This is a genomic window from Prevotella sp. LMAG:51 (assembly GCF_008680225.1).
GTDB lineage: Bacteria > Bacteroidota > Bacteroidia > Bacteroidales > Bacteroidaceae > Prevotella > Prevotella pectinovora.
In genome coordinates this window covers 18,702-39,036 of the sequence record NZ_NALQ01000009.1, presented here as the reverse complement: position 1 = coordinate 39,036, position 20,335 = coordinate 18,702, and the positions used below count along the sequence as shown (strand labels likewise).

The 20,335-nt window shown below is 50.7% G+C and carries 14 protein-coding genes; 3 read left to right on the top strand and 11 right to left on the bottom strand.

Going from position 1 to position 20,335, the window contains the following annotated elements; translation table 11 throughout:
- Positions 1–58: 58 nt before the first annotated feature.
- The gene (locus CCC32_RS03315; protein WP_502705598.1) at positions 59–1,549 is read left to right on the top strand and encodes a glycoside hydrolase family 125 protein; all 1,491 of its coding nucleotides are present in this window, start codon (positions 59–61) and stop codon (positions 1,547–1,549) included.
- A 142-nt stretch (positions 1,550–1,691) separates the two neighbouring features.
- Here CCC32_RS03315 and CCC32_RS03310 read toward each other — a convergent pair whose 3' ends face one another.
- The 10 genes from CCC32_RS03310 to phoB form a co-directional block, all read right to left on the bottom strand.
- Entirely contained in the window at positions 1,692–2,726 is a 1,035-nt protein-coding gene (locus tag CCC32_RS03310) for an L-rhamnose/proton symporter RhaT (RefSeq protein ID WP_022316829.1), read from the bottom strand.
- Positions 2,727–2,823: 97 nt separating this feature from the next.
- On the bottom strand, positions 2,824–4,077 hold the full coding sequence (locus CCC32_RS03305) for an L-rhamnose isomerase (protein ID WP_022316830.1): 1,254 nt from the start codon (positions 4,075–4,077) through the stop codon (positions 2,824–2,826).
- A 42-nt stretch (positions 4,078–4,119) separates the two neighbouring features.
- Positions 4,120–5,604 carry a rhamnulokinase gene (locus tag CCC32_RS03300; protein WP_287072293.1) on the bottom strand — a complete coding sequence of 495 codons (1,485 nt, stop codon included), beginning with the start codon at positions 5,602–5,604 and terminating at the stop codon, positions 4,120–4,122.
- 1,354 nt (positions 5,605–6,958) lie between these two features.
- On the bottom strand, positions 6,959–7,333 hold the full coding sequence (locus CCC32_RS03295) for a GxxExxY protein (protein WP_042519170.1): 375 nt from the start codon (positions 7,331–7,333) through the stop codon (positions 6,959–6,961).
- 1,459 nt (positions 7,334–8,792) lie between these two features.
- Positions 8,793–10,475: a SulP family inorganic anion transporter gene (locus CCC32_RS03290; RefSeq protein WP_022315857.1), complete on the bottom strand. Its 1,683-nt coding sequence runs from the start codon at positions 10,473–10,475 to the stop codon at positions 8,793–8,795.
- A gap of 158 nt (positions 10,476–10,633) precedes the next feature.
- Positions 10,634–11,509 carry a helix-turn-helix transcriptional regulator gene (locus CCC32_RS03285; RefSeq protein ID WP_022315856.1) on the bottom strand — a complete coding sequence of 292 codons (876 nt, stop codon included), beginning with the start codon at positions 11,507–11,509 and terminating at the stop codon, positions 10,634–10,636.
- 18 nt (positions 11,510–11,527) lie between these two features.
- Positions 11,528–12,100, bottom strand: coding sequence for a GNAT family N-acetyltransferase (locus CCC32_RS03280; RefSeq protein ID WP_278841184.1), 573 nt, complete (start codon positions 12,098–12,100; stop codon positions 11,528–11,530).
- 96 nt (positions 12,101–12,196) lie between these two features.
- Complete coding sequence (locus CCC32_RS03275) at positions 12,197–12,904, bottom strand: SIMPL domain-containing protein (protein ID WP_287072287.1); 708 nt, start codon at positions 12,902–12,904, stop codon at positions 12,197–12,199.
- 206 nt (positions 12,905–13,110) lie between these two features.
- The gene (locus tag CCC32_RS03270; protein WP_287072284.1) at positions 13,111–14,529 is read right to left on the bottom strand and encodes a sensor histidine kinase; all 1,419 of its coding nucleotides are present in this window, start codon (positions 14,527–14,529) and stop codon (positions 13,111–13,113) included.
- A gap of 71 nt (positions 14,530–14,600) precedes the next feature.
- Entirely contained in the window at positions 14,601–15,290 is a 690-nt protein-coding gene (phoB, locus tag CCC32_RS03265) for a two-component system response regulator PhoB (protein ID WP_287072282.1), read from the bottom strand.
- A gap of 381 nt (positions 15,291–15,671) precedes the next feature.
- Here phoB and CCC32_RS03260 point away from each other — a divergent pair, with 381 nt between their 5' ends.
- Both CCC32_RS03260 and CCC32_RS03255 read left to right on the top strand, forming a co-directional pair.
- Complete coding sequence (locus CCC32_RS03260; protein ID WP_287072281.1) at positions 15,672–16,847, top strand: trans-sulfuration enzyme family protein; 1,176 nt, start codon at positions 15,672–15,674, stop codon at positions 16,845–16,847.
- Positions 16,848–16,924: 77 nt separating this feature from the next.
- Complete coding sequence (locus tag CCC32_RS03255) at positions 16,925–18,094, top strand: MalY/PatB family protein (protein WP_022316265.1); 1,170 nt, start codon at positions 16,925–16,927, stop codon at positions 18,092–18,094.
- 204 nt (positions 18,095–18,298) lie between these two features.
- On the opposite strand, the gene CCC32_RS03250 is transcribed toward CCC32_RS03255, so the two are convergent.
- A complete protein-coding gene (locus tag CCC32_RS03250; protein WP_287072278.1) occupies positions 18,299–20,329 on the bottom strand; it encodes a choice-of-anchor J domain-containing protein in 2,031 nt (676 codons plus the stop codon).
- Positions 20,330–20,335 lie beyond the last annotated feature (6 nt).

Sequence of the window (20,335 nt, the reverse complement as noted above, 5' to 3'; positions counted from 1 at the left end):
CCTTTGGGAGATAATCCTTATCCCGAAACAATTTCAAAACAAGAATAATACCACAATCATGAAACAGACCCTGTTTACCATAGCCTTCCTCGCAGCCACAGCCACGATGACGGCACAAGAGAATGCCACCGTCGACGTGCACTCACGCTATACCAAGGTGGTTGCTCCAGTCAAAGGAAAATATGAATCGAAGCGTCCGCCCGTTGACGAGCGCCTCTTCACCTCAACCGCCGTCGAGAAGAAAATCCGCGAGGTTCAGAAAATCCTGAAGAAGAATCCCAAGTTGGCATGGATGTTTGCCAACTGCTTCCCCAATACCCTTGAGAGCACCGTTCATTATCGTGTGCTCCCCAATGGCGACGACGACACCTTCGTGTATACCGGCGACATCCCGGCGATGTGGCTCCGCGATTCAGGAGCTCAGGTGTGGCCCTATGTCGCCCTTGCCAATAAGGACGACAATCTGAAGAAGATGCTTCGTGGCGTCATACTCCGACAGATGAAGTGTATAAACATCGACCGCTACGCCAATGCCTATAACGACGGGCCTACGGGAGCCGGCTGGCATAAGGACAACACGGAGATGCCCCCCGAAGTGTTTGAACGCAAATACGAGATAGACTCATTCTGCTATCCCATCCGCCTTGCCTACGAATATTGGAAGGTGACCGGCGACGACAGTATCTTCGGTGAAGACTGGCTGAGGGCGATAGACAATATCCTCGCCACCTTCATCGAGCAGCAGCGTAAGGAGAACCGTGGTCCATACACGTTTACCCGTATGACCGACCGCACCTTCGACACCCTGGGATGGGACGGCTATGGGGCGCCGGTGAAACCGGTAGGGCTGATAGCCTCCATGTTCCGTCCGTCAGACGATGCCACCATCCTGCCGTTCCTCGTGCCGTCAAACTTCATGGCGGTGTCTTCTATGAACAAGGCAGCTGAAATCCTGCACCATTGTGCAGGCAAGGCGTATGGCAGCCGAAAGACGGAAATCCTCCTGATGGCAAAGAGATGCAGCGAACTGGCAGCCGAAGTGAAGGCTGCCCTGCAGAAATATGCCGTTTACGACCATCCGAAATACGGCAAGATATACGCTTATGAGGTGGACGGTTTCGGCAACCGTCTCCTGATGGACGATGCCAATGTGCCATCGCTCCTCGGTATGGGATATATGGGCGATGTAGACATCGATGACCCTGTATATCAGAACACCCGCCGCTTTGTGTGGAGCGACGACAACCCCTGCTTCTTCAGCGGCAAGGCAGGAGCAGGCATCGGCGGTCCGCATATCGGCTACGACATGCCATGGCCGATGTCTGTCATGATGAAATGTTTCACGGCGAAAGACGACGAAGAGATACGCTGGTGTATGCAGACGCTGCTTCAGACCGACGCTGGCACGGGCTTCATCCATGAGTCGTTCCACAAAGACGACGCCTCACGCTACACCCGCGCCTGGTTCGCATGGCAGAACACCCTCTTCGGAGAGCTCGTGATAAAGCTCATCAACGACGGAAAGGCAGACCTTCTGAATAGTCTTTAAGCCCCAACTCTCATAAGAAATTGATCAATAAAAATCGGTCATCAAGGTTTGCGAAGAAGTGCAAGCCTTGATGACCGATTGCTTTAAGTCCCCAACTTTCATTGGATCATTATAATAGAACGGTCTGATGACCGTTTGGAATTTATACCAATTGCGGCAGAAACGAAGAGATGATGAGCACCACGATGCCCACTATCAGCACTACGATGGTCTTCTGCGAGCACCCTTTCCATTCCTTCAGTATGATTCCCCACACGTTAGAGAACACCACGTTGAGCGCCATCAGTATGCAGAAGGAGAGAGTCATCAGCGTGTCGGATGCGGTCAGGAATCCCTTGCCCAGCGACAGACCGAAGAACTGGCTGTACCACAATGCGCCAGCCAGCGCACAGAACACGATGTTGTTTGCCAGCACCCCACTCTTGGAATAGTCGCCCCATGTCTTGTTCTTCGCATTCTGGAAGAAGCAGTATGCAGCGTTAGTGATGAATCCTCCCAGTGTGACGAGCAATGTGGCAGGCAGCGTCTTATACATGTCGGGAGTGAGGTCGCCGAAGTTTATCCCCTTTCCGAATTCCAGTCCCACGTTGAAGCATCCGCTCATGAATCCGGCGAGCAGGGCTATGGCGAGTCCCTTCGGAAAGTTGAAGTCCTTCACCGCTGCCTTCTTTTCCTCTTCAGATAGCGATGCCGCCTTCATAGAGCCTGCCACGCCGATTATGGCGATGCCAGCCAGCGTCACCACCACGCCCAGAATCACGGCGAAGGTCAGTCTGCTCAGCGCATCCTCTTCAGGGAAGAAGATGTTCAGGAGCACGGGTCCCATGATGGTTCCCAGTCCGGCACATGTTCCGAGGGCGATGCTCTGTCCGAGCGCCACTCCGAGATAGCGCATCGAGAGTCCGAAAGTCAGTCCGCCCACTCCCCATAGTGCTCCGAACAGCACCGTCATCCATATATCGAAGCTGCTTCCGTTGGCAATCAGTTCCGTTATCGAGTGACCTTCCGGCACGGCGAGCAGCGCTCCCATCAGCGGGAACACTATCCATGCGAAAATGCCCTGCACCAGCCAATACGACTCCCAGCTCCAGCTCTTTATCTTGTTTATCGGCACATAGCAGCTCGACTGGCAGAATGCGCCGATGGCAATGATGAGAAGTCCGATGATAATTTCCATAATATCCTGTTTGTGACAAAGCCGGAGCGCCAGGGGAATCGGTTGTTCCCCTTGGTGCTCCGGCTATATTATTGTTTGATATCGAAAATCTGTTCTCTTAGTTTCTCTTTGCGAGCACCTCATTCTCGTATTTTTCCACGTCAGCGAAATACTCCTCGCCCACAGGCACGCTGTTCTTCATGTTGAAGTAGTCGTAAACGGCTCCGAAAGGCAGTGTCTTTGCCTCTTCGAGCAGAGCCAGACGCTGGAACAGTTTGCCCTCGTCCTCATACTGACGCAGAGTTGCCGTTGGTTCGAGCAGAGCCGAGAGCAGCGACTTCTGGGCAGCGCGCACTCCGATGATGTATGCTCCGATGCGGTTTATAGATGCGTCGAAATAGTCGAGACCGATATGTGCGCGGTCGAGAGCGTTGGCGCGTACAATCTCAGAGAAGAGGTTGCGGGTGTTGTCGTCGAAGAGTGTCACGTGGTCAGAATCCCAGTGCATAGGACGCGACACGTGGAGCATCAGCTCCGGCACGTAGAGCAGCAATGCTGAGATGGCGTCAGAGACGTTCTCTGTCGGTTCGTAGTGGCCGGTGTCGAGAGTATACATCACGTTGTTCTTGGCGCAGTAGCCGGTATAGAAATAGTTAGAGCCCACGGTATAAGCCTCCAGTCCGATACCGAACAGCTTTGCTTCCAGACACGACTTCATTCCCGGCAGGTCTTCAGCCAATATCTCGTCGAGGCTCTGCTTGAGGATTTCGCGGTAGCGCAGCTTGTTCACGGTGAGGTCCTTGCTTCCGTCGTGCACCCATATATTCATGATACAAGGGTCGTTCTGGAATTTACCCATAGCGTCGGCGATACGGCGGCAGCGCTTTGTGTGCTCAATCCAGAAGTCGCGTATCTCCTTGTCAGGATTGGCGAGCGTGAGGCTTCCGCTCTTGGGATGCGAGAATGATGTGGAGTTGAAGTCGAGCTTCATGTTGTGCTCCTTCGCCCACTGCATCCATCCTTCGAAGTGTTCCACTCCCACTTCGTCGCGGTCAACGAATTTTCCTCCGAACTCACCGTAAGTCTCATGCAGGTTCAGACGGAACTTACCTGCCAGCAGCGAGTCCACCTTCTCAATGTCCTGACGCAGTTCGTCTATGTTGCGTGCCTTTCCAGGATAGTTTCCAGTAGTCTGAATACCGCCGGAAGCTGCCACGTTGCGCTCGAAGCCGACCACGTCGTCAGCCTGCCAGCAATGCAGGGATATAGGAGTGTTTTCGAGAGTTTCGATAGCCTTGTCGGTATCTACACCCAGAGCGGCATAGCGCTCTTTTGCCATTTCATAGGCTTTTGTGATTTGTTCTGTTTTCATATTCTTTAGGTTTTTATAGTTGTTGTTTTTTTAGTTTCCTCATTAACCTTTCCTCTTCTTTATCTCCAGATATTTTCCGTAAGCCTCGTCCCAAAGCTCCTTGTCTTCAGGCACGAAGCGGTTCATCACCACGCTGTTGGCAATGATGCTGCGCATGTCGAAAATGTCGTTCACTTCGCCTGCCGCCTTCGCCTGTATCATGATGTTGCCCAGAGCGGTGCATTCCTGCGGTCCGGCGAGCACCTCCACTCCCGTGGCATTTGCCGTAAACTGGTTGAGCTGCCTGTTCAGCGATCCTCCGCCAATGATATGCAGGGTGTTGATGGGGAACGCCGCCATCTCTCTGAGATATCCGAACACCTCCCGGTATCTCAGTGCGAGACTCTCGAATATGCAGCGGCATGTCTCGGCGTAGCCTTCCGGCACGTGCTGTCCCGTTTCCCGGCAGTATTCCTTTATCGCTTCCTGCATGTCGGCAGGGTTGGCAAACATCTTGTCGTCAGGGTTTATGATGCTCTGAAACGGTTTCGTAGCCATTGCCTCGGCAGTCAGTATGGCATAGTCGCGGGGAGCGTCCTCTCCCCATTCCTTGCGGCATCTCTCCAGCAGCCACATTCCGCAGATGTTCTTCAGGAATCGTGTTGTGCCCTCTATGCCGCCCTCGTTGGTGAAGTTTCTTTCATATGACACCTCGTTTATTATGGCGTCTTTAGTCTCAATTCCCATCAGACTCCATGTTCCCGAACTGAGATAGGCAAACTGTTCGTTCTTTGCCGGCACGGCAGCCACGGCGCTTCCCGTGTCGTGTCCTGCCACGGCAATCACAGGTATCGCTCCCAGTCCCGTCATCTTCTGCACCTCCTTTGTAAGCGTGCCTATACACGTACCCGGGTTCACCATCATTCCAAACTTCTCCCTTGTCAGTCCCACGCTCTTCAGCAGTTCCGGTTCGAGGTCTTTTGTGCGTGGATTCAGCATCTGGCTTGTCGAAGCGATGGTGTATTCGCAGACAGCCTTTCCTGTGAGCATCCACGACAGGGCGTCGGGCACGAAGAGAATCTTCTTCGCATTGGCGAGCGCCACATTGTTCTCCCTTCTCATGGCATATAGCTGGAAGAGAGAGTTGAAGTTCATGAATTGGATTCCCGTAGTTTCATACACACGCTTCTTGTCTACGCATTTGCTGAAATATTCGTCCATAGCCTCGAAAGTGAATGGGTCGCGGTAGGCGATAGGGTTGCGCAGTATGGCGTTGTCTTCTCCTATGCACACGAAGTCCACTCCCCAGGTGTCGATACCGATGCTCGTTATCGGCAGCTGTCGCTTAGCCACGAGTTTCAGTCCCTTGATTATTTCGTTGTATAGTGCGAAGATGTCCCAATAGAAGTGACCTCCCGTTTCAATCAGCGAGTTGTCAAACCGTGTGAGTTCCTCCAGCTGCACTTTGCCTTCGGCAAGTGTTCCGATGATAGTCCTTCCGCTTGTGGCACCCAGGTCCACGGCGAAGAAATATTTGTTGTTGTCCATTTGTTTGATTATGTTATTTTCGGTCAGTTTGAATTAGTAGGTTCGTGATGCCGGCAGCCATGTCATGACTGGTTTTCGGCATAGGTGGTTTTTTGAGGGCAAAGATAGTGCAAATCGAATGCAGAGCGTCAAGCTTGCTTGGACGCTATGCTGAGATGCAGCCTATTTTTTGCAAAGATATTGCAAGGCGAGAGGAGAATGAAATGAATGTATTCATTTCTTATCCCGAGCCGTAGCTTATCTTATGCAAAGATACTTGTTTTTGGTGTTTGCAAAACCCGATTATTTGCGATTTAATCTGAAACTTTTGGTAATTGCAAGAATAAGATTTGCGTATTCGTAATGCGCCACTCCTTAAGGGTAAACCATAGGCTCGAAAATCCCCCCACACCGTGGGGAATGAAACCCCACATTAGGGGGTTCTGTTCCCCACGGTGTGGGGGGATTTCAGGTGGTGCAAAACGGCATGATACATCTGTGATATATCAATGATACTTTTATGTAAAACATTCAGAAAAGTATCATTGCTTTAACCTGTTGGCTTGTAGTATTTTAAATGCTCTGGATAGACGGAGAATGATACTATGACACTTCTTTAGAAGAAAATGAGTGCATGGCACTTCCTTTTTTGATATGCCTTGCGATGTATTGTGGTTATAGGATGTTCCCTTCTGCCAATGAACTTTATAGGATGTTCCTTTCTGCCAATGAACTTCAGCCCCCTCTCGTTCTCAAACCCATCCTAACCTTCCCCAAGGGAAGGAACAAGTTACTCTGATTCTGTCAAAGACAGTGAGATGCAAGTTACTCTGAATCAGACAAGCCATTGACAACTATCAAGCAACAGGTGTATCTGTCCCTCCCCTTCGGGGGTGGTTAGGTGGGGGCTGATGTTGATTTTCTATGTAATATTCCTTTCTTTTATCTCCATCATTAACTTCGTGGCTTATCCCGGTTTCTGTCTAAAAATCATCAGCCGAATCATCAGTTAGGGAAAAGGGAGTGCCCAAGCACTCGAGAATCCACGAAAATCCTGATAGAAATCCAACAACCATTTACCAAATAAAAAATCAGTGAAAAAGCCAAATCCGTGTTCTCCGTTAAATCTGTGTTTAAATTTTTGTCCATCACCGCAGGCGTATGGACACTATATTATCATAGATATAATTTTTTCCGTGTTGCCGTTGTGTCCCTGGCCTTCGGCAGGGCCACAAATCAAAAAATGAAACACGGATAGCACTGACTTTATACGGATTAGTCTTTTCACGGATTCATTTTTTGATGATATTTCGTCAGTGAGATTTGGATTTTGGTCTGGATTCAGTTGGATTTGCAAGTGTTGGAGCACTTCCTCTTAGTTTGCTATACGTACGATGCTGTGTATAATATCAGAAGTATTGAAATTTACAAGGATGCCAAGGCGTTTACCGGTAATTTTCAGATACGTAGAAAGTTGCATCTTATGGATGGGCTGCAGGTTTTCAACCGCCTTCAATTCAATTATCACCTTGTCTTCAACCAGTAAATCCAATCTGTAGTCACATTCTATATCCTTTCCTCTATATACAACAGGGATGTGTTTTTGACATTCGACTTTCAGTCCCATAGTTTCAAGTTCTATCATCAATGACTTTTCATATATAGTCTCTAAAAGTCCTGGTCCCCAATAGTTATAGACATTGAATATCGCTTTTCTTATTTGGAATGTAAGGTCTTCGTATAGTAGCATAACAGATTAGTTTTGAATTAAGGATGCTTTAGGCAAAGGTAACTAATTATTCGGAAAAAGGGAGCATTTATGCTCGCGAATCCACGCAAATCCAAGATAAAATCCAAAAATATAAGTCTAAAATAATCCGTGATGATTAATCCGTGGTGTTCCGTGCAATCCGTGTTTTTATTTTAGACCAGTGTCCATCGCCGCAGGCTGATGGACACTAAGCACTCACAGATATATTTATTCCGTGTTGCCGTTGTGTCTCCAGCCTTCGGCAGGGACACAAATCAAAAAATGAAACACGGATAGCACTGACTTTACACGGATTAGTCTTTTCACGGATTCATTTTTGATGATATTTCGTCAGTGAGATTTGGATTTTGGTTTGGATTTAGCAGGATTTGCAAGTGCTTGGGCACTTCCTTTTGGGTGTATGATAGGGTGATGTACTCGATAGAATGTTATCGTATGCTTTCAGGAAAAGGGAGTGCCCAAGCACTCGCAAATCCACGAAAATCCAAGATAAAATCCAAAAATATAAGTCTAAAATAATCCGTGATGATTAATCCGTGGTGTTCCGTGCAATCCGTGTTTTTATTTTAGACCAGTGTCCATCGCCGTAGGCTGATGGACACTAAGCACTCACAGATATATTTATTCCGTGTTGCCGTTGTGTCTCCAGCCTTCGGCAGGGACACAAATCAAAAAATGAAACACGGATAGCACTGACTTTACACGGATTAGTCTTTTCACGGATTCATTTTTGATGATATTTCGTCAGTGAGATTTGGATTTAGCAGGATTTGCAAGTGCTTGGGCACTTCCTTTTGGGTGTATGATAGGGTGATGTACTCGATAGAATGTTATCGTATGCTTTCAGGAAAAGGGAGTGCCCAAGCACTCGCAAATCCACGAAAATCCAAGATAAAATCCAAAAATATAAGTCTAAAATAATCCGTGATGATTAATCCGTGGTGTTCCGTGCAATCCGTGTTTTTATTTTAGACCAGTGTCCATCGCCGCAGGCTGATGGACACTAAGCACTCACAGATATATTTATTCCGTGTTGCCGTTGTGTCTCCAGCCTTCGGCAGGGACACAAATCAAAAAATGAAACACGGATAGCACTGACTTTACACGGATTAGTCTTTTCACGGATTCATTTTTGATGATATTTCGTCAGTGAGATTTGGATTTAGCAGGATTTGCAAGTGCTTGGGCACTTCCTTTTGGGTGTATGATAGGGTGATGTACTCGATAGAATGTTATCGTATGCTTTCAGGAAAAGGGAGTGCCCAAGCACTCGCAAATCCACGAAAATCCAAGATAAAATCCAAAAATATAAGTCTAAAATAATCCGTGATGATTAATCCGTGGTGTTCCGTGCAATCCGTGTTTTTATTTTAGACCAGTGTCCATCGCCGCAGGCTGATGGACACTAAGCACTCACAGATTTCTGATTCCAGTTTCCTTATTTCTTTTCTCCCACAATCTCCTTAGCTCTGTCCAGAGCAATCTTGATGTGGCTGCAGATGTTCTCTTCGCCGACAGATTCGTAGAAACCTGCTTTGCCGAGGGCGGCGTGTACATGAGGGTTCACACCTGAGAGAACCACCTGTATACCATCCTTGTGGCTCATCTCGCAGAGGTTGGTGAGGTTGTGGATACCCGTGGAGTCAACGAACGGCACCTTACGCATCCTTATGATGCGCACCTTGGGGCGGTCGCCGAACGCTGCCATGACTTCCTCGAAACGGTTGCCGGCACCGAAGAAGAACGGACCGTTGATTTCATACACTTCCACTCCCTCCGGAATGGTGAGATGCTCCAGGTTGCCCTTTATCATGTCGCTCTCCTCATTGATTTCATTCTCTATCAACTTCACGTCGGTCACCTCAGACACACGCTTCATGAAGAGCAGACAGGCTATGATGAGGCCGACCTCGATAGCCACGGTGAGGTCGAAGATGATGGTGAGGAAGAAGGTGATGAGAAGCACGGTGACATCGCTCTTGGGATTCTTCATCAGCGAGAGGAACGAACGCCATCCGCACATGCCGTATGACACTATCACGAGCACTCCGGCAAGACATGCCATAGGGATATACTTTGCCAGTGGCATGAAGAACAGGAATATGAGCAGCAGCACCACGGCATGGATGATGCCGGCGATGGGTGATTTTCCGCCGTTGTTGATGTTGGTCATCGTGCGGGCGATGGCTCCCGTTGCCGGTATGCCGCCGAAGATAGGCGAGGCGAGGTTTGCCACACCCTGTGCTATCAGCTCGGTGTTGGAGTTGTGGTGGTCGCCGATAACACCGTCGGCAACAGTTGCCGAGAGCAGCGACTCTATGGCGCCGAGCACGGCGATGGTCAGTGCCGGTGGCACCAGTTCCTTTATCGTGTCCCATGTTATTGTAGGCATGTGGGCTTCGGGGATGGCGTTGCTCACGGAGAAGCGGTCGCCGATGGTCTCGATGCTCGTCACTCCGGCAAACTGCTTGAGGAGCAGTGCTGCCACGGTCATCACGATGATTGCCACGAGCGATCCCGGAATCTTCTTGCTGAACTTAGGCGTGACGGCAATCACCACCACGCTGAGTATTCCCACTGCCGCACACCACCAGTCTATGGTTCCGAAGTTGCAGATGTAGCACCACCACTTCTCTATGAAGTCGCTCGGCACCTTGTCGATGCTCAGTCCGAAGAGGTCTTTTATCTGCGTGGTGAAAATCGTGACGGCGATACCGCTGGTGAATCCCACTACGATGGGGTAGGGGATGAACTTGATGATGGTGCCCAGATGCAGCACTCCGAACAGAATGAGGAAGGCACCTGCCATCAGAGTGGCAATGGTGAGCCCCTCGAAGCCATACTGCTGGATGATGCCATAGATGATGATGATGAAGGCACCCGTAGGTCCGCCAATCTGCACCTTGCTGCCTCCGAGCAGCGAGATGATGAATCCCGCCACGATAGCGGTGATGATACCCTTCTCTGGTGTCACTCCGGATGCGATACCGAAGGCGATGGCAAGTGGCAATGCCACGATGCCCACGATGATGCCCGCCATGACGTCGGCCATGAGAGTCTTCTTGTTGTAGTTCCTCAGTGTGGTGAAGAGCTGCGGCTTGAAATCTAATTTACTGTTCATCGATAATTGTTATTCTGAATATATTTGTATTTATTAATGCGTATTATTAGAATTAAGGAAACGAAAATGGAGCAGTCCGTCAACTTTTAGTGTAGAACTGCTCCTTGTGTGTAAATCATGCCGCAAAGGTACGACAAAATATTAACAAATCCTAATTTTTATCCCATCTTTTCTCTGTATTCGCTTGGTTTGCATCCCACTTTCGCCTTGAACTTGCTTGAGAAATAGTCGGGCGAATCGAAGTTCAGCCTGTAGGCTATCTCTTTGATGCTTATCGGCGTAGAGGAGAGCAGTTCGCGTGCCCTCTGCAGTCGCAGCTCCTGTTGGTAGAGAGCCGGCGAGATGCCCGTGAACTCCTTGAACAGCTTGCGGAAGTTGGAATATCCCATTCCCAGCTGGTCTGCTATCTCCTGTATGGTGATGCGGCTTTCCAGTCTCTCGCGTATCATGAGACGAGCCTTGTTTATGATGTCCACCTTGTCCTGGTCGCGGCTCAGGATGATGTTGCGCTCTCTGGCATACATCGTGCCGATGAGATTGTTCACGATGCCGGCGAGCGACTGCTGCGAGTATGCCTCCTCGCGCTTTGCCACCTGCATGGCAGACTCGTAGAGGCTTATTATCTCAGGACAGTAGCCTACGTGGTATACCGGTTTTTCGGGCGACAGGAATCCGTGTTCCACTCTGTCGTCCATGTTCTTTCCTCTGTAGCCTATCCAGTAGCTCTCCCATCGGGAGGAGGCGAGCGGATGGTATGTGTGCCATTCGTTGGGGAAGAGCAGGAAGATGTCGCCAGCCTTTATCGGATGGTCTTTCACGTGGTCGGAACAGAACACGCCCTCTCCGTCGAGTAGGTAGAGCATCTGGTATTCGTCGAGCGTCCGTCCCCTTGTCACGTCGAAGTAGTATCCTCCGGCGTGGCCTCTGGTGGGGTATGGGTCGCCGGGGTTGAGTTTGTCGTAGCCCACGGTGCTCACCGTGAGTCCCCACAGCGCATCTCTCTCGTTTGCCACGAGGTATTTGCTTTCCTGCATGATATGTGTCTTTGTTCTTTAATCTATCCTGTATACGAGGTGGCGCATCGGATGTCCGCCCCACGAGGAATCGTTGGCATATTCGAATCCCACGTGCAGATACAGTCTCTCGGCGTTAGGGTTGCCTTTGTCCACGAGCAGTCCCACGGCAGGGTGTCCCTCCTTTGCCGCTTTCTCTATCATTGCCCGCAGCAGTGATGTGGCGATGCCTTTGCCGCGGTGGTCGGGCATCACGGCGAGGCTGTCGAGATACACCTCTCCGGCTTGCGTCTCGTCGTCCATCCGGCTGAAGTCTCTGCCGAAGCATTCCTTGGCAGCGTTTATGAATGCCTGTCGCAGCTCATGCAGCTTTCCGCCGTCGTAGCCCACTATGGCTCCCATCACGTTGCCGTCGTCGTCGATGGCAACGAGGGTGTTCAGATAGCTGTATTGTGAGTCTTCCCTTTCCACGAGCGATGTCATCATGGAGCGGAAGTCGGCAAGCGTATGGTGTTCGCCGGCGAAATACTGGCAACAGTCGTCTGTCATTGCCGTCATAATGAGTTGCGAGATGATTGGAGCCTGGCTCTTTGTCGCTGTCTGTATTTTCATAGTCGTTGCTAAAATTGTGATGTTAATGGGAATGATGGGCAAAATTAGCAAATTTAATGATAAAATGCAAGATTAGCGGCGTAATTCAGCAGCCGGTCAGTCTTTCAGCGAGTATGTCACTGTGGTCACCACCCTCACCTTCTTGATGTATGGGGTGTTGGAATCGCGGTCTTCGATTGAGAACTGTCCCTGGTCGGCATTCATTATCTTGTCTATCTTGCTGTCGCTGTTTTTGGCAAACTGCTCGGCGGTCACTTTCGCGTTCTCTATAGCTTCCTGCATCATCTTCGGTTTCAGTTGGCGGAATGCCACATATTCGTATTTCACCGGGTTCTCGTAGCCGCCGTCAACGATGGCGACGCCCTGCTTCAGCAGGTCGCCCTGTCGGGAGATTATGCTGCGCACGAGATTCACGTTTTTTGAAGTTACGGTGATGATGGATGTGATGTTGTAGCGGTAGGGCTGTTGGTTGGCGCCATATCGTTCGGCGTTGAGGTCGATCACCACTGGTGCGTTCACGATTATCTCGTTGTCTTTCACTCCGTTGGCAATCAGGAATTTGCGTATTTTATTTGTCGTGGTGTTGATCTTCTGGTATAGTTCCGGCAGGTCGTCACCCAACTCCTTGGATAGGATAGGCCACGTCACTTTGTCTGCCTCCACCTCCTTTTCTGCCAGTCCTTTCACTACCACTTTGCGGTCTTTGCCAGCCAGACTCTTAAGTCCTGAGTCTACAAAAAATCCGAGCACGATGATGCCGATGGCTAAGATCAGTGCTTGCTTGATACCTGTGTTTACATTCATGATTTTTCCTCCGTTATTTAGTTTATATTGGTTTGGCGTGTTTCCTATATGCTGTCATTTGGCAAAGATATGAAATATACTGGCACCCACAAGCGATTTAAAAGTTTTTCACAAGCTTTAAGTCCTGACTGCCAATTGTGCGCGTTTCAGCGGCAATCGGCAGTAAGGGCTTCAGTCTTCGTATGAATATGGTTTGCGGAACGTCGTCATTTCAGTGTGAATGTGAATATCAGTCCGTGGTTGGGCGGCAAGGCGTTTTTCACGCTGATGCTTCCGCCGTGTAGGAGTATGGCGTTTTTCACGATGGCGAGTCCGAGCCCCGTGCCTCCCATCTTGCGGCTTCGTCCTTTGTCAACACGGTAGAAGCGTTCGAAGAGGCGTGCGAGGTGTTCGTGTGGCACTCCGACGCCGTTGTCGGAGAATGTGAAACGCCATACCTGTTGACTTGTCTTTTCGGCAGACAGTGTGATGGTGGATCCTTCGCCGGCATAGGCGATGGCATTGTCGGTGAGGTTGCGGAACACGCTGTAGAGCAGTGATTGGTTGCCCTTCACCTGTATGTCGGCTGGCAGCCGGTTGTCGAATGTCATCGAGTGTTCCTTGAGTTGTAGTGCCGTTTCCTTCTGTATGTTTGCCACCATCTGCGAGATGTCCACGGTGTCGAAGTCGGTGAGCATGTCGGGAGCGTCGTCGAGACGGTTCAGCGTTGAGATGTCGCGCAGCAGCGACGTGAGGCGCTGCGCCTGTGCATAGCATCGCTGAAGGAATTGCGCCTTCATGCTCTCGCTGATGTTCGGATTGTCGAGGATGGTCTCCAGATAACCCTGTATGCTCGCTACGGGAGTCTTCAGCTCGTGGGCTATGTTCTGGGTGAGCTGTCGCTTCAGTATGTCCTGTTCCTTCTTGGTGTGTTGCAGGCGTTTGTATATCTTGATGATTTTTTCGGCAATCTCTCCCAACTCGTCGTTCGGAAACTCTATGAGGTCTTCCGTCTCGAGGCTCTCGTTGTGATCGGCACGGTTTGCAAAGGTGCGTAGCTTCGTCACGTTGGCCCCCAGCCTCTGTGTGAAGCGGAAGAGCAAGAAGGTTAGGATAAGCATTGCGGCGAGGGCAAACCAGATGTAGTGCTGGTCGGTCTGCAGAGTCCTGATGAGGCTGTTGTCGTAGGGCAGTGCGGTGCGGATGATGAATTTCTGGTGTGGAAAGTATGTAGCCGAATAGAAGAACGACTCTCCGAGCGTGCTGCTCTTGCGGTCGATTGAGAATCCGTGGCCCATGTTGAGAGCCTGTCTTATCTCGCTTCGGTTGAGATGGTTTTCGAGCTGATGGTAGTTCTTGAACCTGTTGTCGTAGAGCACGTTGCCTTTCATATCGACCAGTGTCACTCTGATTTTCGACTTGTAGTGGCGCTTCACGTATTCGTCGAGGTCTCTTTCTGAGTGGCTCTTGTCGAGACTCATCACTTCAGCCATGCGCTCGTTGTAGTCTTGCAGACGGGTGTCGAGCATGTCGATCTTGTATTGTTTCTCTCTCTCGTGCTGGAACACGATGAATGCAGCGGCAAAGGCGATGAACACGGCGATGACGCTGAAATACAGTTTTTTTCCTACGGATGTCCTTGACATAGTGGATGGGGGTTAGTTATCAGTAGACAAGGGAATCAGCCTTGCCGTCATTATACGGATGTATGATGATGCTATGCGTCGAAATAATATCCGAAGCCGAGTCTCGTCACGATGCACTTGGAGAAACGTCCTATCTTCTTTCTCAGTCGCGTGATGTTTACGTCCACCGTGCGGTCGAGCACGAGCACATCCTTTGGCCACACCCTGTCGATGAGTTCCTGACGTGAGAACACCCTGCCACGCTCGTCGAGCAGCAGATGCAGGATTTCAAATTCCGTCTTGGTGAACGGTATTTCCTCACCGTCGATAGCCACCGTCTTCTTGTCGAGATTGAGTTCCAGTCCCTGATATGAGATGATGTTGTTGTGTGGGGCATAGCCCGTATCGCTTGTCCTTCTCAACACGGCGCGCACTCTCACCAGCACCTCACGGATGGAGAAAGGCTTTGAGATGTAGTCGTCGGCACCGAGGTTGAATCCAGTCACCGTGTCGTTCTCCGTGTCTCTTGCCGTAAGGAAGATGATAGGTATGTTAGCCGTCATCGGTTCGTCTTTGAGTTTTTTTGCGAGTGCGAATCCCGACATCGCTCCCATCATCACGTCGAGCAGCAGCAGGTCGTATTTCTCCGCTCCAATCTCCAGCACCTCTTCGGCAGAGTTTGCAGTGTCCACCTCGTAGCCTTCCGTTTCAAGATTGAACTTCAGAATCTCGCAGAGGTCCTGCTCGTCGTCAACTACTAAAATGCGGTTTTTCGTTTCCATCTTTTCCTGAGTTTTTATTGTTACGGTGCAAAAGTAGTTTCATACTAGTTCATAATTGTTACAGTGATGTTACAATATTGTTACACCACAAAAGCTTATCTTATGCAAAGATAAAGCAAATTGCTTGCAACACAAACAAACTTTAAGAATAAACCATTGCGTTATGCGAGAAAAGACTATACCTCCCCCAATCGTTCGTTAGGGTTTGCTTGTATTCAGTGCGTCCCGTTTCCGACTGACATACAGTTCCGATGGACAATTACGATTACCGGTTTGGGTTGAGCTATAAAAAAGTATAAAAACATTACGTGTTGGTCATAAACCGTCATTTTTACTGTAAATTTGCAGTTCGGAAATAAACACAAACTTATAATAGAAACGATGAAAAATCAGACAAAGGCTATTGACACGCCATTTGGACAGCGCGACGCATACGGGTCGCTGAGCATGCCGGTATACCACACCGCAGCATACGAGTTTGACACTGCCGCCGATATGGCGGACGCCTTCACAGGCAAAGTGATAGCACCAGACTATTCCAGAGTACTCAACCCAACGGTGATGTATCTCGAAGACAAGGTGAAGGCAATGACGGGAGCCGCCAATGTGATGGCGCTGTCGTCGGGAATGGCTGCCATCAGCAACACAATACTCGCCCTCTCGGCAGCAGGCAAGAATATCGTCACCTCACGACACATGTTCGGCAATACCTTCTCGCTCATCACCGAGTCGCTGCCACGCTTCGGCGTTGAGGCACGTCCCTGCGATCTGCTCAACCTCGACGAGGTGCGCTCAAAGATGGATGCCAACACCTGCTGCATATTCCTGGAGATTATCACCAACCCACAGATGGAAGTGGCAGACCTGAAGGCTCTCTCGGCGATAGCCCATGAGTATGGCGTGCCATTGATTGCCGATACCACGGTGATACCGTTCACACAGTTCTCGGCAAAAGACCTCGGCGTAGACATCGAGGTGGTGTCGAGCACGAAATACCTCTCAGGCGGTGCCACCACCCTCGGCGGACTCATTATCGACTACGGCACGGCAGAGGGATTCGGCCACAAGGTGAAGAACGAGATGCTCTTCAACTTCGGTGCCTACATGACTCCCCACGTGGCATACATGCAGTCGCTCGGACTGGAGACCCTCGATGCCCGCTACAGAGTGCAGAGCCAGAACACCATCTATCTTGCCAACAGACTGCGTGAGCTGCCACAGATAAAGAGCGTAAACTATGTTGGACTCGCCGACAATCCGTTCCACGATATTGCCGTGGCACAATATGGCAAGACTGCCGGAGCGATGATGACCATCGACCTGGAGAGCAAGGAAGCCGCTTTCAGCATGATAAACAATCTGAAGCTCGTCCGCCGTGCCACAAACCTCTTCGACAACCGCACGCTCGCCATCCATCCGGCAAGCACCATCTTCGGAAACTTCTCCGACGAGGAGCGCAGAAAGATGGACGTGCTCGACACTACGGTGCGTATTTCAGTGGGACTGGAAGATATGGACGACGTGTTCGAGGATATCAAGCAGGCTGTGGAGCGCTGATATATGCCCCTTGCTGCCGGTGATTGCCGGCAGAGGATAAAGACAACGACAAAAAATCAGCACACATAGAGTTTGATATGTACGATTTCAATAAGATAATAGACCGTTCGGGCAGTGGCGACCTTAAGCACGAGGTGCTTGAGGAGCGCTACGGCAGAGGTGACCTGTTGCCTCTGTGGGTTGCTGACATGGACTTCGAGACACCGCAGTTCATCACCGATGCCCTGCGCCGCCGCCTCGACCATTCACTCTTCGGCTACACCGTGGAGCCGAAGGAATACTGGCCCACCGTGCAGCGATGGATACGCGACCACCATCAGTGGGAGGTGCCGCTGGAGTGGTTCAGCTACATTCCGGGCATAGTGAAAGGCATCGGAATGGTGATAAACGTGTTTACGAATCCCGACGAGAAGGTGATAATCCAGCCGCCGGTATACCATCCCTTCCGCCTCACTCCAGAGGGAAACGGCAGAGAAGTGGTGTATAATCCGCTGAAGGAGAATGCCGACGGCACATATTCGATGGATTTCGACAACCTTGCAGAGGTAGCCGACGAGAAATGCCGTCTCCTTATACTCTCCAATCCTCACAACCCGGCAGGCATAGTGTGGGGCAGGGAGACGCTGGCACGCCTTGCCGACTTCTGTTACGACCGCGGCATCATAGTCATTTCCGACGAGATACACTGCGACATGGCTCTGTGGGGCAACAAGCACGTGCCCTTTGCCACGGCGTCAGAGAAGGCTGCCCAGTGTAGCATCACATTCGGAGCACCGTCGAAGACCTTCAACATTGCAGGCATCGTCAGCTCCTATTCGATAGTCCCCAACCCAGAGATAAGGAAGAAGTTCTATTCGTGGCTCGCCGCCAACGAACTTAACGAGGCACCCATGTTCTCGCCCATCGCCACCATCGCCGCCTTTGAGCAAGGAGAGCAGTGGCGCAGGGCGATGCTCGCTTATGTGGAAGACAACATCCGTTATGTGGAAGACTACTGCCGTGAACATCTGCCGATGATACGGCCATTGCGACCGGAGGCGTCATTTCTGGTGTGGCTCGACTGCCGCAAGCTCGGTCTCAATCACGACCGGCTCATCGACCTCTTTGTCAACAAGGCACGTCTCGCCCTCAACGACGGAGAGATGTTCGGCAAGGGTGGCGAAGGCTTCATGAGAATGAACGTGGCAACGCCGCGCGCCATCCTCACACAGGCACTCTCCCAACTGAAAGACGCCGTTTGCGGATGATATGAATTGATGCCCGATTGAGGTTGAAAGACGAAACAAAATCCAAGCAAGCCCTAATGACCGATTTGGGTTAAATCATAAAAAAAGAAGGATGTCGCTTTGGCATCCTTCTTTTTTATGATTCTGTTCAAAGCGGTAATGAGAATCTCAAGTCATCGAAGACCCGGTTTCTGATTGCCGCTTTGATATTCGGGGAAATTACTGTTATTCAGCGTCTCTCTCCTTCACCACGATGTTCTTGAACTCGTATGTAGGAGCCACTTCGTCAGTGCTCTTGTATACGAAGGCGATATGGATAGTGTTGCCTACATATTTTGCGAGCGAAGCAGGACCAACGGTTACGAAGCTCCAAGAGTCGCCGGCAGAGCGTGTAGCCGGGTCAAACTCCACGTCCTCCCATGTGGCAGCCTTCACGTCGGTGCCGTCGAAGTTGGTAGACACCTTCACCTGTATGAAGTCAGTCAGGTTGTTAGAACCCAGGAAGTTGAGTGCCTCTTCGAATGAGATTACAGGGTCTTTGCCCTTCTTCATGTTGAGTGCAGGCGAAACGAGCCAGCTCTCGGCAGCCTGGTTCACCTTGTTGGCGAATGCCGAAGCCTTCCATCCGTAAGCCGCGGTGTTAGACCATACGTAGCTCAGTGTGCCGATGTTGATGTTGTATGCCACGAAGCCACCCTCGTTGCCGAGCAGCGACTCGTTGAGATACATGCTTATCTGAGCCTCATAGCCATTCTCGGTGTTGGCGAAAGTGGTGGTCTCCTTCTTGTATACCTTAGACTCTGCCCATCCCTCAGTGGCAGAATATGTGTATTCCACTACAGCCATTGCCGTAGCCGACTTGCGGTATACCACAGCCACCTTCTGTCCGTCAGCGGCGAAAGGATAAGCCTGCTGCAGCAGCTGAGGCAGATAGTTGGCAGGTTTGCCGATTGTGGTAGAGCCTACAGCCTCATACATAGCAGGCTGAACAGCCATCACCTTGGCGTCAGAAGTGGTGTATGTCTTCCATGCAGTGCCGTCAAACTTGTATACCACCGACTTGTTAGCCTTCGAAGCGGCAGCGCGGCGCATTCCGTTCATCTTGGCACCCGAAGCAGCCTCTGCAACGCTTGTCACCATGGTGTTCACGTATTTGCCCTTGGAAGCAGAACCTACGGTGTATCCGTAAACCACCACGTTCTTGCCGTTGAGGTCGGCGCTTACCATTCCTTCCGGAACGTAAGCCAGACTTCCCTGCTTCTCAGTTCCGTCGATAGCCACGTTGTAGTAGTTGCCGTTGATTGTCAGTTTGCCGGTATATGTCACGTATGCCACGTAAGGGGCATTGGCATAAGCCTCAAAGTCGGCGCTGCCCATGGTCTTAGCCTTAGGCTGTGTGTATGTGCCGTTGCCAGCCTTCAATACAGAAACCTCTGTGCCGTCGGTAGGATACTGCTGCAGGCCGCCATATTCTGTGGTCGTTCCGCTAACAGCCACCTCGTCGCCAACCTTCACGTCGCTGGTCTTGTATACGAGGATATAACCGGTTCCGTCGTAGAGCAGGAAGCCGCGGCTGTAAACTGCCGGCACCTTGCCCTTCACGGTGTAAGTACCCACGCCACCTGCGATGACGTCAGAAATCTTGGTGTATTGACTCTCTGGCTGAGAGCCTCCGCCGGCAGGTTCAAACTCAGAGTAAGAGTAGTTCACCACCATGATGTCGCCAGCCTTGGCATCGGCTTTTGCTGTCTTCAGTGCGGCAGCTATCTTGTTCTCTGTAGAAGGAGTGAGGTATGTAGCCGTTGACGCACCGTCCCAGATCGTGTTGTAGTCGTCGGCAGTCAGAGTGTATTCACCCTTCATGTTGTCGAAGTCGGCGAGATATTCCGATTTTCCGCAATACTCGTTGTATGTCACCTTGAACGTAGAGCCCAGGTCGGCAGCAGGATATTTGTTGTTGATGAATGCCGGCAGGAACTGGTCGGCGGTAATCATATTGTCGAAATACTTCTGTGTGCCGAGTTTATTCAACGCGTCGGTATACGCTGTAGTTCCGCTCTGCTCGTCGAGCTGTGCGGCGAGAGCCTTGTTGGCTGCGAGATTGGCGATGGCGGTGTAGTCGCCATCCTCGAGCACTATTGGCAAATCCTTCTTCACGTCGGTAATCTGGTCGCCGATATGAAACTGGTCTTCAAAGTCGTTACACGCGGTAAGCGACAGCAGGGCGACAGCCGACAGTAAATATATCTTTTTCATATTCTT

Excerpts from the sequence above, each read along its gene's own strand:
- phoB (WP_287072282.1), bottom strand. The coding sequence starts at position 15,290 with ATGGAAACGAAAAACCGCATTTTAGTAGTTGACGACGAGCAGGACCTC.
- CCC32_RS03280 (WP_278841184.1), bottom strand. The coding sequence starts at position 12,100 with ATGAAAATACAGACAGCGACAAAGAGCCAGGCTCCAATCATCTCGCAA.
- CCC32_RS03315 (WP_502705598.1), top strand. The coding sequence starts at position 59 with ATGAAACAGACCCTGTTTACCATAGCCTTCCTCGCAGCCACAGCCACG.
- CCC32_RS03285 (WP_022315856.1), bottom strand. The coding sequence starts at position 11,509 with ATGCAGGAAAGCAAATACCTCGTGGCAAACGAGAGAGATGCGCTGTGG.
- CCC32_RS03270 (WP_287072284.1), bottom strand. The coding sequence starts at position 14,529 with ATGTCAAGGACATCCGTAGGAAAAAAACTGTATTTCAGCGTCATCGCC.
- CCC32_RS03295 (WP_042519170.1), bottom strand. The coding sequence starts at position 7,333 with ATGCTACTATACGAAGACCTTACATTCCAAATAAGAAAAGCGATATTC.
- CCC32_RS03300 (WP_287072293.1), bottom strand. The coding sequence starts at position 5,604 with ATGGACAACAACAAATATTTCTTCGCCGTGGACCTGGGTGCCACAAGC.
- CCC32_RS03275 (WP_287072287.1), bottom strand. The coding sequence starts at position 12,904 with ATGAATGTAAACACAGGTATCAAGCAAGCACTGATCTTAGCCATCGGC.
- CCC32_RS03305 (WP_022316830.1), bottom strand. The coding sequence starts at position 4,077 with ATGAAAACAGAACAAATCACAAAAGCCTATGAAATGGCAAAAGAGCGC.
- CCC32_RS03310 (WP_022316829.1), bottom strand. The coding sequence starts at position 2,726 with ATGGAAATTATCATCGGACTTCTCATCATTGCCATCGGCGCATTCTGC.
- CCC32_RS03260 (WP_287072281.1), top strand. The coding sequence starts at position 15,672 with ATGAAAAATCAGACAAAGGCTATTGACACGCCATTTGGACAGCGCGAC.
- CCC32_RS03250 (WP_287072278.1), bottom strand. The coding sequence starts at position 20,329 with ATGAAAAAGATATATTTACTGTCGGCTGTCGCCCTGCTGTCGCTTACC.
- CCC32_RS03290 (WP_022315857.1), bottom strand. The coding sequence starts at position 10,475 with ATGAACAGTAAATTAGATTTCAAGCCGCAGCTCTTCACCACACTGAGG.
- CCC32_RS03255 (WP_022316265.1), top strand. The coding sequence starts at position 16,925 with ATGTACGATTTCAATAAGATAATAGACCGTTCGGGCAGTGGCGACCTT.